This is a genomic window from Klebsiella sp. Sb-30 (assembly GCF_057652795.1).
On record NZ_CM172749.1, the window covers coordinates 2,326,853 to 2,342,482 of the forward strand.

Genomic DNA, 15,630 nt, shown 5'->3' on the forward strand with positions numbered 1-15,630 from the left:
TGAGCCGCGCCATCCGGGCGACGGCTGGCAATTATTAATTTGATAAATTACGTCTTCTCACTTTGATAAAATCACCGTCGTTCGGGCGGTGATACGCTCTCCGCATCCTCCGCTGCGCTGATTTTTCACCGTCGGTGCCTCTTTTTGCGTTTCCAGTCACAAATAATAACCTGCACCACATCCCGGCGGACTTATGGCACAGATATTGGATTTGTTGTCCCGGACGGGTTTTTCCCGTGGGTGAACGGATACTGCATGCAATGGCTAAGTCTGGTTTGCCATCAACGGACAATAATAAGGGGAATATTATGTGCGCTTTACGTTCAGCGTCGCCGGGACGAGTGGATGGCCTGGCGAAAGTCAAAGGAACGGCCATTTATGGTGATGATATCACCCTGCCAGGTATGCTATTTGGTGTCTGCCGCTATGCGGATATCCCGGCGGGCAAAATTGAACACCTTGATTTGAGCGATGCGCTGGCGGTCGACGGCGTGGTGAAAATTGCCACCTGGCAGGATATTCCTGGCACGCCAGCGGTGGGGGTTATCGTGAAAGATTACCTGCCGATCGTCAAAGATGAGGTGGTCTTTCACGGCGACGTGATTGCCGTGATCGCGGCGACCACCTATGAGGCCGCCTGCGAGGCCGCTGACAAAATACACGTCCGCTATACGCCCTATGCGCCGCTCACCGATGTTGAGCAGGCGCTGGCACCCGGTGCCCGGCTGATCCATCCGCAACGCAGCGACAACATTGCCGCGCATCATCATACGATTAAAGGCGATGTTAATAAGGGGTTCGCCGAGGCTCGCCATGTGCTGGAGCGCGAGTATGAAGTGGGCTTTCAGGAGCATGCGTATATCGAGCCGGAAGTGGTGCTCAGCTGGCTGGATCCCACCGACGGCAGCCTGATCATTTCCGGTTCGATTCAGAATCCGCATCGTGTTCGCGGATTCGTGGCCAAATTTATGGGCTGTCCGCAGAGCTTAATTAATATTAAGCGGGCGGTGATGGGGGGATCGTTTGGCGGTAAAGATGATGTGATCGACCATCTGGCCTGCCGTTCGGCCTTACTGACCCACTTAACCGGTCGCCCGGTGAAATTCGCCTATACCCGCGAACAGTCGATTATCGAGAGCTGCAAACGTCACCCCTATAAAATGAAGTATAAAGTGGGGCTCGATGAGGTCGGGCATATTGTCGCGATGAAGGTCGATATTCTCGCGGACAGCGGCGGCTATGCCGCTTCTTCGCCCTTCGTGACCTGGCGGTCTTCGGTACAGGCCGCGGGTCCTTATCGTATTCCTAATGTCCATATTGATGTGAAAGCGGTCTACACCAACAACAGCTATACCTCGGCGATGCGTGGCTTTGGCTCGCCGCAGGTCGTCTACGCCCATGAATCATTGATGGATGAGATTGCGGAATACCTGGATATTCCACCGCTGAAGCTGCGTGAAAAAAACGCGCTACGACAAGGCGATACTTCGATTACCGGCCAGGTGTTTGATAACCACACCGTTTCGGCAATTGAAGTGTTGAATAAGGCCAGCACGTCGGCAGAATTCATGGCGAAACGCCAGCATTATCGTGTGTTGAATCAACAGGGAGGCGTCTGGCGCTACGGTATTGGCCTGGCGCTGAGCTATCGCGGCTGTTCTATCGGTGCGGAAGGGGTTGATACCTCAACGGCGCTGATTCAGGTCAACGAAGACGGCAGCGTTAACCTTTCGACATCAGTATCAGAAAATGGTCAGGGGTTACAGACCACCATGTCGCTCATTGCCGCCGAAGCGTTTGGTATTGGGCTTGAAGACATTCATTTTAGCGAACCGCCAACCTCGGTAATTGGCGATGGCGGATCCACGGCGGCCACGCGCGGAACGATGGTGGGTGGCGGGGCGATTCTCGATGCGGCAGAGAAGATTAAACGGCGCATTCTCAGCGTCGTCGGCGACACGCTTGGCACCTGCGAGCTTGCCGACACCCTCTGGTCAGGTGGGTTGATAATCAATCGCCATGACGAAAGCCGACGTATTGATTTTAAAAGCGCCGTCAATAAAACCAAATGGGCCAGCGTCAGTCTCACCGAGTATGGCTGGTTCGTCCCACCGCCGATTCACTGGGATGAGGAAAAAGGCTGCGGCAGTCCGTACTTTACCTGGGTGTATGGCTGCCAGGTGGCTGAAGTTCGGGTGAACACCAGTACAGGGAAAACTGAACTCCTGCATGTGACCGCTGCGCACGATGTTGGGCGGATACTCAATCCGGTGGGGTTTGAAGGCCAGGTCTGTGGCGGCGTCGCCCAGGGGTTTGGCTATGCGCTGCTGGAGGATTTCAATATTGAGCACGGCCAGGTGAAGTCAGAAAACTTTGACAGCTACCTCCTGCCGACCATTAAAGATATTCCACGAATGACGGTTATCGGCGTAGAGAATCCCGATCTTGCCGGACCGTACGGTGCGAAAGGAATCGGCGAGCCGGCGACTGAACTGGCGGCGGCAGCTATCAATAATGCGGTCAGCTTCGCGCTGGGGAAACGCTTTAATAAGTTGCCGCTGACCCTTGAGCAGGTGATCCTCGGTTTCAATCTGAAAAAGCCCGCCCGGCAGAGCGAGTTGATGATTGAGCCTGAAAATAAAAAGCAGGTGCTGCGGCTGACCGACGTGACGGTAACCCGTCCGCAGAATCTGGAACAGGCGCTGACGCTGCTGGCTCAGGAAGGCGTGAGCGCAATAGCGGGAGGGACGGATGTCATTGTGCAAGGGCGCATGCAAACCCGGGCAATGAAGCTGGTGGATATTTCCCGTCTTCAGGAACTGACCGGGATTACAGAAGATCCCCATAGTCATGAGATGGTCATTGGCGCGGCGATGACCTTTAACCGTATCAGCGAGCATCCGCTGCTGCGCGAGCGTTATCCGCTACTGGTTCAGGCCTGTCACACCGTAGGCTCACATCAGATTCGTAACCGCGCCACCATTGGCGGCAATATCGTTAACGCCGCACCCTGTGGCGACTCCATTCCACCGGCGATCCTCTACGATGCGAGTATTGTGCTGCATTCTCTGCGCGGCACGCGGCGGATGTCGCTGGGTGAGTTTCTGCTATCTGGCTATAAAACCCAGCGTCAGCCGGATGAGCTGCTGACTCAGGTGATCCTGCCGCCGCCAGCCAGACCGGAGGCCAGAGGTTTCTATCATCAACTGGGGCGACGTAATGCGCTGAATATTACCCGGCAAAGTCTGAGCGCGCTGCTGGCGCTGGATACCAACGGCTGCGTCGACTACTGCCGGCTGGTGGATGGCGCGCTGTTTAGCAAACCGCAGCGCCTGCCTGATGTCGAGCGTTGCCTGATTGGCCAGCGGTTAGAGCATGCATCGATTGACAGCGCTTGTGCGGTTCTGGAAAAGCTGATCGATGCCGCCATCGGCAAACGCTGGTCCGCGGCCTATAAGCAGCCTGTGTTTATCAGTATGTTCCGCGACATGATGGCGCAGGCGAAGCAAGAATTTGATAAATAACCATTAATTAACGGGGCGTGATATCGCCCCGCACAGGATAGCGCAATGAGCACAATCAAAGTGAAGGTCAATGGCAAGCTGGTGGAAGCGAAAGTGGAAGGTCATATGCGGTTGTTGGATCTGGTGCGCGACACTTTGCACCTGAGTGCCACTAAAGAGGGCTGTTCCATCGGGGAGTGCGGCGCCTGTACGGTATTAATGGATGGTCATGCCGTCTGTTCATGTCTGGTTCTGGCCGGGCAGTGCGATGAGGCGGAAATCACCACGCTTGAAGGATTGAACGATAACCCGCTGACGCAAAAACTGCAGCAGGCATTTGTCGAGAAAGGCGGCGTGCAGTGCGGTTTTTGTACTCCTGGCGTACTGGTGAGTACCACGGCGCTGCTGACTAAAGTGCCACAGCCGACGGATGAACAGTTGAAAGATGTGCTGGAGGGGAATATCTGTCGCTGTACCGGCTATCAACCGATTCTTGATTCTATTCACCATGCTTTAAAGTCATAGATCGTAAAACCCGGGCTAAGGTGTAGACACCTGGCCCGGGTTGCTCTCTTTTCTGTCTGATAACCTGACCCGCTGATCTAATCGCTCCTGACGACTCCCGAGAGCGGCCGGATCTTTTCCCCGATAAACGTAGCGCAAGCGGGGAACAGTGTTAACCCATTGCGCTTTCGCGCAGGCGGGCTTTCAGCCTGGTGTACTCATCAATCACATACTGCTCGGCGGCGCGCTGGTCGGCGATGCGCTCAACGTTCACGGCACAGTACTTGTACTCCGGCGTTTTGGTTATCGGGCTTAAGTTCTCCGCTACCAGCTCATTACAGGCGCCAATCCACCACTGATAGGTCATATAGACCGCCCCTTTATTCGGCCGGTCGCTGACCTGCGCGCGGGTGATAATGCGGCCTTTACGTGAGTTCACCCACACCAGCGCCTCATCCTCAATACCCAGTCGCGCGGCATCGGCGGTATTGATTTGCGCATAGCCCGGCTCATCCGCCAGCGTGGCCAGCGCCGCGCAGTTGCCGGTCATGGAACGGCACGAATAGTGGCCTACTTCCCGCACGGTGGAGAGCACCATCGGATACTCGTCGGTGAGCTTATCGATCGGCGCAACCCAGTCGCAGGTGAAGAACTGCGCCAGCCCGTTCGGGGTAGCGAACTTCTCTTTAAACAGATAAGAGGTCCCCTGGTCGGCGTCGGACTCATCGCGGCACGGCCACATCACGTAGCCCAGCTCGCCCATTTTCTCGTAGGTGGCGCCGTAAAAGTTCGGGCACAGATGCCGCAACTCGTCCCAGATCTCCTGGGTGTTGTTATAGTGCATCGGATAGCCCATCCGGGTGGCGATTTCGCTGATGATCTGCCAGTCGGTTTTCAGGTCCCACTTCGGCTCTACCGCCTTAAAGAAGCGCTGGAAGCCGCGGTCCGCTGCGGTATAGACGCCTTCGTGCTCGCCCCACGAGGTGGACGGCAGGATAACGTCGGCCGCCGCGGCGGTTTTGGTCATGAAAATATCCTGGACAATCACCAGTTCCAGCTCTTCAAACGCTTTACGCACGGCAGAGAGCTCGGCGTCGGTCTGCAGCGGATCTTCGCCCATAATGTACGCTGCCCGTACTTCACCGTGCGCCGCGCGGTGCGGCAGCTCGCTGATGCGATAGCCGGTATGCGCCGGCAGGCTCCCGACGCCCCAGGCTCTGGCGAACTTCTCGCGGTTCTCCGGGAATTTCACGTATTGATAGCCCGGATAGGTGTCCGGCAGCGCCCCCATATCGCAGGCGCCCTGCACGTTGTTCTGGCCGCGCACCGGGTTGACGCCGACGCTCGGCTTGCCGAGGTTGCCGGTGAGGATCGCCAGGCTGGTCAGCGAGCGCACGGTCTCCACGCCCTGATAGAACTGGGTCACGCCCATGCCCCACAGGATGGCGGCGGATTTCGCGCCGGCATACATCCGGGCACAGGCGCGGATCGCCTGCGCGCTGACGCCGGTGATGGCTTCCACCGACTCCGGCGTATAGCCTTCGACGATTTTACGATACTCCTCGAAGCCCTCAGAACGGCTGGCGACGAAGGATTTATCGTAGAGATCCTCTTCGATAATGACGTGGCCGATGGCGTTGAGCAGCGCGATGTTGGAGCCGTTTTTCAAGGCAATATGCATATCGGCAATGCGCGCGGTTTCAATCTTGCGCGGATCGCAGACGATAATCTTCGCCCCGTTGCGTTTGGCGTTGATGACGTGATTCGCCACAATAGGGTGTGAGTCGGCCGGATTGTAGCCGAAGATAAAGATGAGATCGGTGTTATCAATCTCCGTGATGGCATTACTCATGGCGCCATTACCGACCGACTGGTGCAGACCTGCAACCGAAGGGCCGTGTCAGACGCGAGCGCAGCAGTCGACGTTATTGGTACCAATAACGGCGCGCGCGAACTTTTGCATCACATAGTTAGTTTCGTTCCCCGTCCCGCGGGACGAACCGGTGGTCTGAATGGCGTCCGGACCGTACTTCGCCTTAATGGCGCTGAGACGGGTCGCGACGTAGTCGAGCGCCTCCTCCCAGGAGACGGATTCCAGTTTTCCGCCACGCTGACGGCGGATCATAGGGGTTTTCAGGCGCGGGGTGAGGATCTGGGTATCGTTAATGAAATCCCAGCCATAATAGCCTTTCAGGCACAGGGTTCCCTGGTTGTTTTTTCCCATTGCCGCTTCGGCACGAAGGATTTTTTCCTCCTCAACGACCAGCCTGATCTTACAGCCAGCTGCGCAATACGGGCATACGGTAATCACCTTTTTCATTATGATAATTTTCCTCGTCAGAACGAAGCGGAGACAGCGCGATTAAAAGAATAACCAAAAGTCGAAGCGGCTATGGAAACTCAAATTAATGGCATATTGCACCGCTGGCAGGCTCAGCAAACAGAGAACCGCGGTGGCGAAAACCAGGCGTAATAACATGATAAGTGCTCCTGAGTTCGCGGAATGAATGCTCCCGGTAGCGGGATGACGGCGTCAGAGTTATGCATTGACGCCGTAGTCTTTCTCGTTATTCATCGTGTTGCTGCTGTTTAACTTTGCGCATCAGTAACCACATGCGCATCGTACGTGGCTGGCGCTTAACCGCCGGGTTCTCGGGAATCAGCCCCGTGTGTTTGTTGTAACCGTTAAAGAACAGATTGAGGGTGACGGCGCTGAACGTGGCCAGCATGATCCCGCTATGCAGTAGCGGCTGCAGTACTGTCGGGAATTTTGAGAAAAAATCATGCGACAGCGTTGGTGTCAGACCCACGCCAAGGCTGATGGCGACGATATAAAGGTTGTAACGATTAGAGGAGTAGTTAATACGCGCCAGAATGCGAATTCCCGTCGCCAGTACCATGCCGAACATGACCAGCCCTGCGCCGCCCAGCACAAACTGCGGGATTGAGGCGACCAGCACCGCCATTTTCGGCACCATCCCGAATATGATCAGAATAGCGCCGGAAGCCACGCAGACCCAGCGGCTGTGAACGCCTGTGACGCTGACCAGCCCGACGTTTTGCGAAAAAGAAGTGTGGGGGAAGCTGTTGAAAACGCCGCCAAACACCGTGCCGATACCGTCAACGCGCAAACCACGAACGATATCCTGCGGCGTCAGCTTGCGGCCCACAATTTCACCCAGCGCCAGGAACATCCCCATCGACTCAATAAAAACGATGATGACCACGGCGGTCATCGTGATAATCGACACCGGATCGAAGACCGGCGTCCCTAACGCCATCGGAGTGACAATTGCGAACCATTTGGCGTCGTACAGGCCGTTGAGGTTGACTTCATTCATCATCATGGAAAGGCCAAAGCCAAAGACGATGCCTAACAGGACGGCGACATTAGACATAAAACCTTTGGCGAAGCGTGTGACCAGCAGGATAAACAGAAGTACGGCGAAGGAGATGCACAGATAAACCGGATTACCATAGTCAGGATTGCCTTTCCCGCCGGCCGCCCAGTCGATCCCGACCTGCATAATGCTCAAACCGATAGAGGTGATCACCACGCCGGTGACCAGCGGTGGAAATAGTGGCATCAGCCGTCCGATGAGAGGGGCGAGCAGGGTGGTGATGATTCCGGCGCCGATCGTCGCACCGAAAATCCCCAGCAGTCCGATGTCAGGGTGTATACCAATGGCCAGCATCGGCGTGACGGCGGCAAAGGTCACTGACATAATGACCGGGAGACGAATCCCCATAAAACGACCGATACCGATACATTGCAGTAGCGTCACGACGCCGCAGCAAAACAGATCGGAGCTGATCAGTAGCGCCACCGTATCCTTACTTAATCCTAGCCGGTCCCCTATCATTAAAGGCACGGCGACGGCACCTGCATACATAACCAGAACGTGTTGCAAACCCAAAACGACCAGCTTCCCCGGCGACAAGACGCGATCCACCTCATCTGTTGTATGGGGGCTGCCAGAGACCGATGGTGGCTGAGAATCAATGGCGCTCATAACTTTGTTCTCCTTATTATCCGACATTTTCCGCCAGTGCTTCCTGAAAGGCGCGACTGGGGAGAAGGATGAGTAACGATTGAATACACCTGAGGGGAATATGCTTAGGGAGTGCCAGTTTTTTGAATTTGAGGCAGAAAGTTGTCGAAATGAGTCGACTGTCACAGAACGCGCCTTTTACGCCGCGACAGGTCAGGATTAAACAACGGATGAGGAAGAGAAGGTTCTCATAATGATAGGAATGAAATCATTATGAATCGCCACATGATTCTGCGCGGCATTTCACTGGAGGTCCCCGGTCGGCGCTGGGAAGGGTGTTTCTTTGAGGCGCTTCTCAAAAATGAACCTGCTACGCGGCAGAACATAAAAAGCGCCTGATTATTGCATCGTGACCCTTGTCATTTTCATAATAATAAAAGGGACGCAAATGAATAGATTTATCGTTGCCGATGCCGCCAGCTGCATTGGCTGCCATGCCTGTGAGATAGCCTGTGTGACTGCGCATCATCAGGATGTCTGGCCGCAGCAGCGTCGTCATTTTCTTCCACGCATCCACATTGTCTTCCACCGTAATGAGAGTCGTGCCGCTACCTGTCATCACTGTAACGATGCGCCCTGCGTAACCTCATGCCCGACGCAGGCGCTCTATTTGGCTAATGACAGTATTCAGCTCCAACAGGCACAGTGCATCGGCTGTAAAAACTGTGTGATAGCCTGCCCGTTTGGCGCCATCGAAATGACCTCGGTGGCAGCGGATGCGCCGCAGCTGGCGCAGAAGTGCGATTTGTGCAGCGAACATGCCTCGGGTCAGCAGGCCTGCGTGGCAGCCTGCCCGACCCAGGCGTTGACGCTGATGGATGAGGCCGGTATCAACCGGCTGCGCCGCGAACGACAGATTCGTGCGGCCCAGGGGCTGGCGGTGCAGCCTCGTCAGAGGACGCGACGCGAAGCGTTCCTCGATAAATTACCGCGCGTCGGGGCGAAGAAGATCGCTGCCGAAACGCGAAAGACCCATTTTGCCGAAATCTACCACGGGCTTGAGGCCTGCGATGCGGAATACGAAAGTGAACGCTGCCTCTATTGCGCCCAGAAAGCCTGGTGCAACTGGACCTGTCCGCTGCATAACCACATTCCGGATTTTATTCGCCTTGTCAATAAGGGCAATGTCATCGAAGCGGCGGAGCTGTGTCATCAAAGCAGCTCTTTGCCGGAAATTTGCGGCCGGGTTTGTCCGCAGGATCGTCTATGCGAGGGGGCCTGCACACTGAAAAATGAAGGCGGCTCGGTCACCATTGGCAACCTTGAGCGTTATATCACCGACAGCGCGCTGGCGATGGGCTGGCGACCGAGCGTGGGGCATGTCGTGCCGCGTAAGGAGCGGGTGGCGGTCATTGGCGCCGGTCCGGCAGGCCTGGGCTGCGCTGATATTCTGGCACGCGCGGGGGTACAGGTGGCGGTGTTCGACAGGCATCCTGAAATCGGCGGCCTACTCACCTTTGGTATACCGCCCTTCAAGCTCGATAAAAGCATCCTGCGGGTCAGAAGGGAGATCTTCAGTGAGATGGGGATTACTTTTCACCTTAATCATGAAGTGGGGCGCGATGTGGCGTTCAACGACCTGGTTGCCGGTTATGACGCCGTTTTTCTTGGCGTGGGTACCTACGGCCTGATGGCGGCGGGACTGGAAGGGGAAGACGCAGCGGGCGTGATTCAGGCGCTGCCGTTTTTGATTGCCAGCACGCGTGAAGTGATGGGGCTTGAGGAGAGTCCGGAATATCCGCTGACCGAGATTAAAGGTAAACGCGTAGTGGTGCTCGGGGGCGGCGATACGGCGATGGACTGCCTGCGTACGGCGGTCCGTCGCGGCGCAGCCAGCGTAACCTGCGCCTACAGGCGGGATGAACTGAGCATGCCGGGTTCGAAAAAAGAGGTGGTGAACGCTCGTGAAGAAGGGGTGGCGTTTCAGTTCAACGTTCAGCCGCAGTATATTCTGCGTAACCGCAAAGGCCAGGTCAGCGCGGTTGGGATGATCCGCACCGAAATGGGTGAACCCGGCGCGGACGGGCGTCGTCGTCCGCAGCCGATTGTCGGCTCAGAGTTTGAGCTCCCGGCCGATGTGCTGATCATGGCGTTTGGCTTCCAGGCACATGATATGCCCTGGCTACGTGGGCACGGGATCCAACTCGATCGCTGGGGGCAGATTCGTACCGGTGGTAAAGGTCGCGGCACGACGCAAACCGACAATGACAAAATTTTTGCCGGCGGGGATGCGGTGCATGGCGCCGATTTGGTGGTTACAGCGATGGTGGCCGGGCGCCAGGCGGCTCACGAGATGCTGGATCTGTTCAGGAACAAGGAGGGGATATGACCAGCTTTATCGTCGCCAGTCCACAGGCCTGCATTGGCTGCCGGACCTGTGAAGTCGCCTGCGCCCTGTCGCATATAGCTGAAGGGGCGGAGTTTCATCCGCGCCTGAAGGTGATGCGTCTCGCTAATCTCAGCGTACCGGTGATGTGTCATCAATGTGAAAACGCGCCCTGCGTGTCTGCCTGTCCGGTTGGCGCGTTAACGATGGGAACCGAGCGGGTTGAAGCCGATGCCGCACGTTGTATCGGCTGCCAGGGGTGCGTGGTAGCCTGTCCTTTTGGGGCAATAACGATTGTGGCCACGGCGGCACATCCGCCGGTGGTGGTGAAGTGCGATCTGTGCGTGGCGCGTGAACAGGGGCCCGCCTGCGTTGATGTTTGCCCGACGGCTGCGCTCAGGGTGATGAGCGCTGAGGCGCTGGCGGCGTTGCAAAAACAGCGTAACGTCGCCACCGCCAGTCTGTTGACGCTGTAGATTTGCTGCAAAAAAAGAACCCGGCGCAGAGACCGGGTTCTTTTTCCTGCCAGAGGCGTCAGGCCAGGGCATCCATTCGCTTCCACATCTTCGCCGCAACCTTTCTGGCTTCGGCAAACACCGGTTCGCAGTCAAAGGTAAACTGACGGTCCTCGTAAACCATGACCCCGTTGACCATGACGCTATGCACGTTGCTGCTCCCCATCCCGAAGGCAATGTGGCCGGCAATATTTTCAGCGATAAACGGCGTGGGCGAGGCGTAATCGCTGATGGTCAGGTCGGCCTTGTAACCGGCTTCAACACGACCAAACTGTGCATTAAAGTTACGACTGAGCAGTTCGTTACCATTGCTCAATGCACGGGCAAAGCTATCCGGCCACAGCGGCCCGCCGGCATCACGGTGCTTGAAGAAGGCAAACTTAAGCTCCTCAAACATATCAGAACCTATACCGTCGGTCCCGAGCGCCAGGTTACGGAACGCCGCCAGACGCTGGTTATAGCCCACATGATTGTTCATGTTAGAACGGGCATTATGTACCAGGAACCCGTCATGCGCATTCAGCAGCTCAATATCCCTGACCGAAAGATACAGCCCGTGGGCGATCAGCGTTTTGCTGTCGAGCAGATCGAAATCAGCCAGCCTGACCAGCAGGTCTTTTGCATAATGATGGTGGCTATGGGAGACATCGTAGCGGTCTTCCGCGGCGTGAATATGCAGCCCGCGGCCGGTTGTCTTCAGGGCCTCGGAGAGCATACTCAGGCCTTCATCCGGGACAGTGAACGGCGCGTGAGCGCCGATATGGGCCTCCACCAGATACGGGGTATCGCCTTTTTCCTTTGCGCTATCTATTTCGCGAGCAAAGCGAATGTTTTCCTCAACGCCAGCCCGTAACTCTTTGACGCCACCGTTGCGATCCGTGGTTTCGAAGCAGGTCATTCCGCGTAGCCCCACCTTCAGAAAGGCCTGACGCAGTTGACTAAGCGACCCGGCAATATAATCCGGAGAGGCGTGGTGGTCGATAACCGCGGTACAGCCGCAGCGAATGGCCTCCAGCGAGCAGATGAGTCCGCTGTAGTACAGCGACTCTTCATCCAGCGCCCGGTCGAGCCGCCACCACAGGTTTTTCAGCGTCGAGATAAAGTCCGGACAGGGGGCGATGTTGGCCTGGATACCGCGTGATAAGCCGGAATAGAAATGGTTGTGGGAACATACGTTGCCAGGCATGACCAGGCGGCCCCGCATCTCTTTGATGCTGGCCTGCGGATAGTGCCGACACTGGTCCGCACCAACATCGATAATCGTCTCATTTTCGATAACGATATCGACATTTTCCACGACTTTTGCCGGGTAAAGTTGCACGACAGTCGCATTTTTTAGAATCAGGATACTCATACTTCGACGCCTCCCAGCAGATAGCGATGGTGGAGATGAACATGGCTGATAATGCGGCACATGTCGGTAAGCGGTGGCGGTACGTCGTTAAGCTGACCGCGTTCGTCGATATTCAGCAGCCAGATCCGATCGTTTTGTCGTACGTGAACCTGGTTCGCTTCGACAAGAAAACCCGGGTTGGTGCTGTTGCCGAAATCCTCGGCCAGGCTAAAGATGGTGATTTTGTCTTTGTATGGTTTGCCCTGCCACGGGCAGAACTGGGCGCAGTTACCGCATTCGTTGCAGAAGGCGTCAAGGTGCAAGGTCTGGTAGCGATTCTGGAACCCGGGTACGGCGATTGAGACGTTGGCGCGGTTTGGACAGACATCCACGCACTTGCTGCAGATGTAGTTGCACTCAAGGCAACGGGAGGCCTCTTGGGCCACGAATGCATCGCGATCGTCTTTGTTTACCCTTGCCACGGCAATGGTTCCTTTACGGCGGTAGACTTCCGCCGGATTGACGTTATTCCAGCGTTTATCACCATGGTGACTGAGGATATTCTCGCGGGCCAGAATCGTATCCGTGGCCCGGCGGGCATTGCCGATTGCGGAAACAATGGAAGAGGGGCCGCGCTGCACATCGCCGATCAGGAAGACGTTGGCCTTACCGGTTTCCCCATTGAGATCGACAACCGGCCAGCCATGTTCATTGAGCGGAATACCCATCGCCGCGAGGGCATCATGATCCTGCTGCTCGCCGATGGCGGTTATCAGGGTATCGACCTGCAGCGTGCAGGTCTCGGCGGTTTGTACCGGGCGGCGGCGGCCCTTTTCATCGGCTTCGCCGAGAGTCATAACGCGCAGCGTCAAGGTGCCATCGGCGTTAAACTCTTCCGGGTTGTTCAGAAAACGGAACTGAACGCCATCAGCAACGGCTTCTTCATACTCCTCACGCCACGCCGGCATCTCCTGTTGTGAACGGCGATAAACGATGGTGGTCTTCTCCACGCCGGGGACGCGCAGGGCCGCGCGGGCGCAGTCCATTGCGGTATTGCCTGCACCAATAATGGCCACATGTTTCCCCAGCTTCAGGTTGTCGCCGCGGTTATACTCCCGCAAAAACTGGAGTGATTTTAGTACGTTAAGGTTATCACCGCGTAGCGGGACGCCGCTGTTCTTATCGGTACCGGTTCCCACCAGAACGTAGTGGAATCCTTCCTGCTGCAGCTTTTCAACGCTCAGATGCGGATCGCAGCCGTAAACCAGATTCACCCCATGCCGGGTCACGAAATCGATATCATGTTCGATCAGCTCTGCGGGAATACGGAATTGTGGGATGATATTGCGTACCACGCCACCAGCGTTGGCTTCGCGCTCAAAAAGCGTCACCGGATGCCCGGCGCGGGCGAGAAAATACCCGGCGGCCAGTCCTGCCGGACCTGCGCCAATCACGGCTACCGGATGTCTGGTGCCGGAACCTGCGGGTTTATGCCAGCGCTGCTGGTATTCATCCCAGCCTTTCTCAAGGGCGATTTTTTTCAATTCACGAATGTTAAGCGCGCTGTCGTAGTCCAGGCGAGTACAGTTGTACTGACACTGATGATCGCAGATATGACCGGTAATGGCCGGTAGGGCATTGCGCTGGTAAATCAGCTCCAGCGCGTCGGCATAACGCTGTTCGCCCATCAGACGAATATATTCCGGGATATCCTGCTTAATGGCGCAGGCGGTAACGCAGGGGGCGACGTAGCAGTCGGTGAGGGGCAGTTTCTCGCCGACATCAATACGGTCATCGGGTTTCCAGTGTTTCTGGGTGTACGCCATGCTGACGGCTTTTTCTGCCAGCGCATTCAATCGTGCGACGTCCACCCGGGTCATCTTCCAGCCGTCAGACTGCTCAAGTTCGCGCATACATTCGCTAAGCCGCAGGTAGCCTCCCGGTTTCAGCAGGTCCGTCGCCATGGTGATTGGATGTATTCCTGTTGCAAAAATTTCGCGAATATTGAGCTGGCTGGCGCCTCCGGAATAGGAGATTGGCAGCTTGCCGTCAAAAGCGCGGGAAAGAAGAGCGGCAACATTGATGGACAGCGGGAACAGCGCGCGACCGGACATATACATCTCATCTCCCGGCAGCGCACCTTTGTTGTTGACGGTGCCGAGGGTATTGGTGAGCTTCACACCGAAGCCGAGATGTCTCTCTTTTGCCAGTTGCATCAGGCGTTCCAGCATTTCTAATGCCCGATCGATTTTCAGATCGTGGTCAAAGGACTCTTCATTGAGGGCGATATAGCCGAAGCCGCAGGTATCAAGAATTTCGCGTACCCGCGAATAGCCGAGAAGCGTCGGGTTGAGTTTGACGAAGGTATTGAGGTTTTTCTCTTCCAGCATATAGCGACAAATGGCTTCAATTTCGTCCGGCGGACAGCCATGCATCGTCGACAGCGTCACGCCGTGTACCAGGGTGGCGGGGATCCGGTGTGCCAGCGTGTCGAGCCGTGGACGGATATCATCGAACCGGAAGCGGAGAAGGAACTTGTCGTCATGCAGCCAGCGGTCGAGAATATCGCGATAGCGGGAAAATTCGGGTTGCTTGCTGGCGTTCATCATGCAGTTGATGAACTGCTGCATCGGCGGCTGCTTGATACCGTCCAGGTTATAACCCACGCTCATATTGAAAATAAATGATTTGCCGCCCTTCATCGGCGTGAGCGGGAAAATCTCTTCCAGCAGGTGCAGAATAAACCAGGCTTTCAGGTACTCATCAGCAGCCTTTTTCAGGGTAAATTCGGTCGACCATTCAGTATTAAAACATTCATCTTCGGCGTCGATACACGGTTTTTCCAGCTCAAGCCGATCGAGGATCTGCACGGTTTTCAGTTCGATAAACCGACCGCCGGTTAACCAGGAGGTGATAATATTTTGCGCCAGCTGGGTATGCGGTCCGGCGGCAGGTCCAACCGGGGTTGCACAACTCTCGCCGAACACGGTGAGTCGATTTGGGTTTGCCGGCGAGTAAAATTGCTGTTCAGGAATACCAAATATCGAGCGATGGTTTTGGTATTCATCAAAGATACGCGTCAATAATGCCTCAAACGGGACGGGACGCATGATATCTCCCATAACCCTCTCCTTAGATTAATCGGTGAACGAATATTATCGGGAAAGCGATCTTTCCGACGAATTGGGAGAGGTGGAGCAACAATCACACCAGTTATTTAGCCATTAAGCTAAGCGGGTGCGAATCTGTGAGAGAGATCTAAAGTTAACGACGCTTTATGAAATACATCACGTTACGCTAATGCGAATTAAAATCACTCACCAAAATGAGCTGTGTTTATTTCTCAAAATCAACGCTTATCTATCACAATGATAATTTACGTTATCGCGCTATGCGC

General features: G+C 55.8%; 8 protein-coding genes. 4 read left to right on the plus strand and 4 right to left on the minus strand.

Annotated features, from left to right (window positions below; translation table 11 throughout):
• Positions 1–308 precede the first annotated feature (308 nt).
• Both AC236I_RS10910 and AC236I_RS10915 read left to right on the plus strand, forming a co-directional pair.
• Positions 309–3,524 carry a molybdopterin cofactor-binding domain-containing protein gene (locus AC236I_RS10910; RefSeq protein ID WP_015584172.1) on the plus strand — a complete coding sequence of 1,072 codons (3,216 nt, stop codon included), beginning with the start codon at positions 309–311 and terminating at the stop codon, positions 3,522–3,524.
• 45 nt (positions 3,525–3,569) lie between these two features.
• The gene (locus AC236I_RS10915; protein ID WP_004862868.1) at positions 3,570–4,028 is read left to right on the plus strand and encodes a (2Fe-2S)-binding protein; all 459 of its coding nucleotides are present in this window, start codon (positions 3,570–3,572) and stop codon (positions 4,026–4,028) included.
• Positions 4,029–4,179: 151 nt separating this feature from the next.
• On the opposite strand, the gene fdhF is transcribed toward AC236I_RS10915, so the two are convergent.
• Both fdhF and AC236I_RS10925 read right to left on the minus strand, forming a co-directional pair.
• Positions 4,180–6,327, minus strand: a complete 2,148-nt coding sequence (fdhF, locus tag AC236I_RS10920; protein WP_143722578.1) for a formate dehydrogenase subunit alpha — start codon at positions 6,325–6,327, stop codon at positions 4,180–4,182.
• Positions 6,328–6,574: 247 nt separating this feature from the next.
• Positions 6,575–8,020 (minus strand): nucleobase:cation symporter-2 family protein, encoded by a 1,446-nt coding sequence (locus AC236I_RS10925; RefSeq protein WP_004862857.1) that lies wholly within the window; start codon positions 8,018–8,020, stop codon positions 6,575–6,577.
• A 427-nt stretch (positions 8,021–8,447) separates the two neighbouring features.
• Here AC236I_RS10925 and ygfT point away from each other — a divergent pair, with 427 nt between their 5' ends.
• The gene (gene ygfT / locus AC236I_RS10930; protein WP_487608795.1) at positions 8,448–10,388 is read left to right on the plus strand and encodes a formate-dependent uric acid utilization protein YgfT; all 1,941 of its coding nucleotides are present in this window, start codon (positions 8,448–8,450) and stop codon (positions 10,386–10,388) included.
• Positions 10,385–10,861, plus strand: a complete 477-nt coding sequence (locus AC236I_RS10935; protein WP_048025211.1) for a 4Fe-4S dicluster domain-containing protein — start codon at positions 10,385–10,387, stop codon at positions 10,859–10,861. The genes ygfT and AC236I_RS10935 overlap by 4 nt, the downstream gene beginning before the upstream one ends.
• Positions 10,862–10,919: 58 nt before the next feature.
• Here AC236I_RS10935 and ssnA read toward each other — a convergent pair whose 3' ends face one another.
• Together ssnA and ygfK are read right to left on the minus strand one after the other, a co-directional pair.
• Positions 10,920–12,254, minus strand: a complete 1,335-nt coding sequence (ssnA, locus tag AC236I_RS10940; RefSeq protein WP_487608796.1) for a putative aminohydrolase SsnA — start codon at positions 12,252–12,254, stop codon at positions 10,920–10,922.
• Positions 12,251–15,355, minus strand: coding sequence for a putative selenate reductase subunit YgfK (gene ygfK, locus AC236I_RS10945; RefSeq protein ID WP_487608797.1), 3,105 nt, complete (start codon positions 15,353–15,355; stop codon positions 12,251–12,253). Before ygfK ends, ssnA begins: the two co-directional genes overlap by 4 nt.
• Between the last annotated feature and the right edge of the window lie 275 nt (positions 15,356–15,630).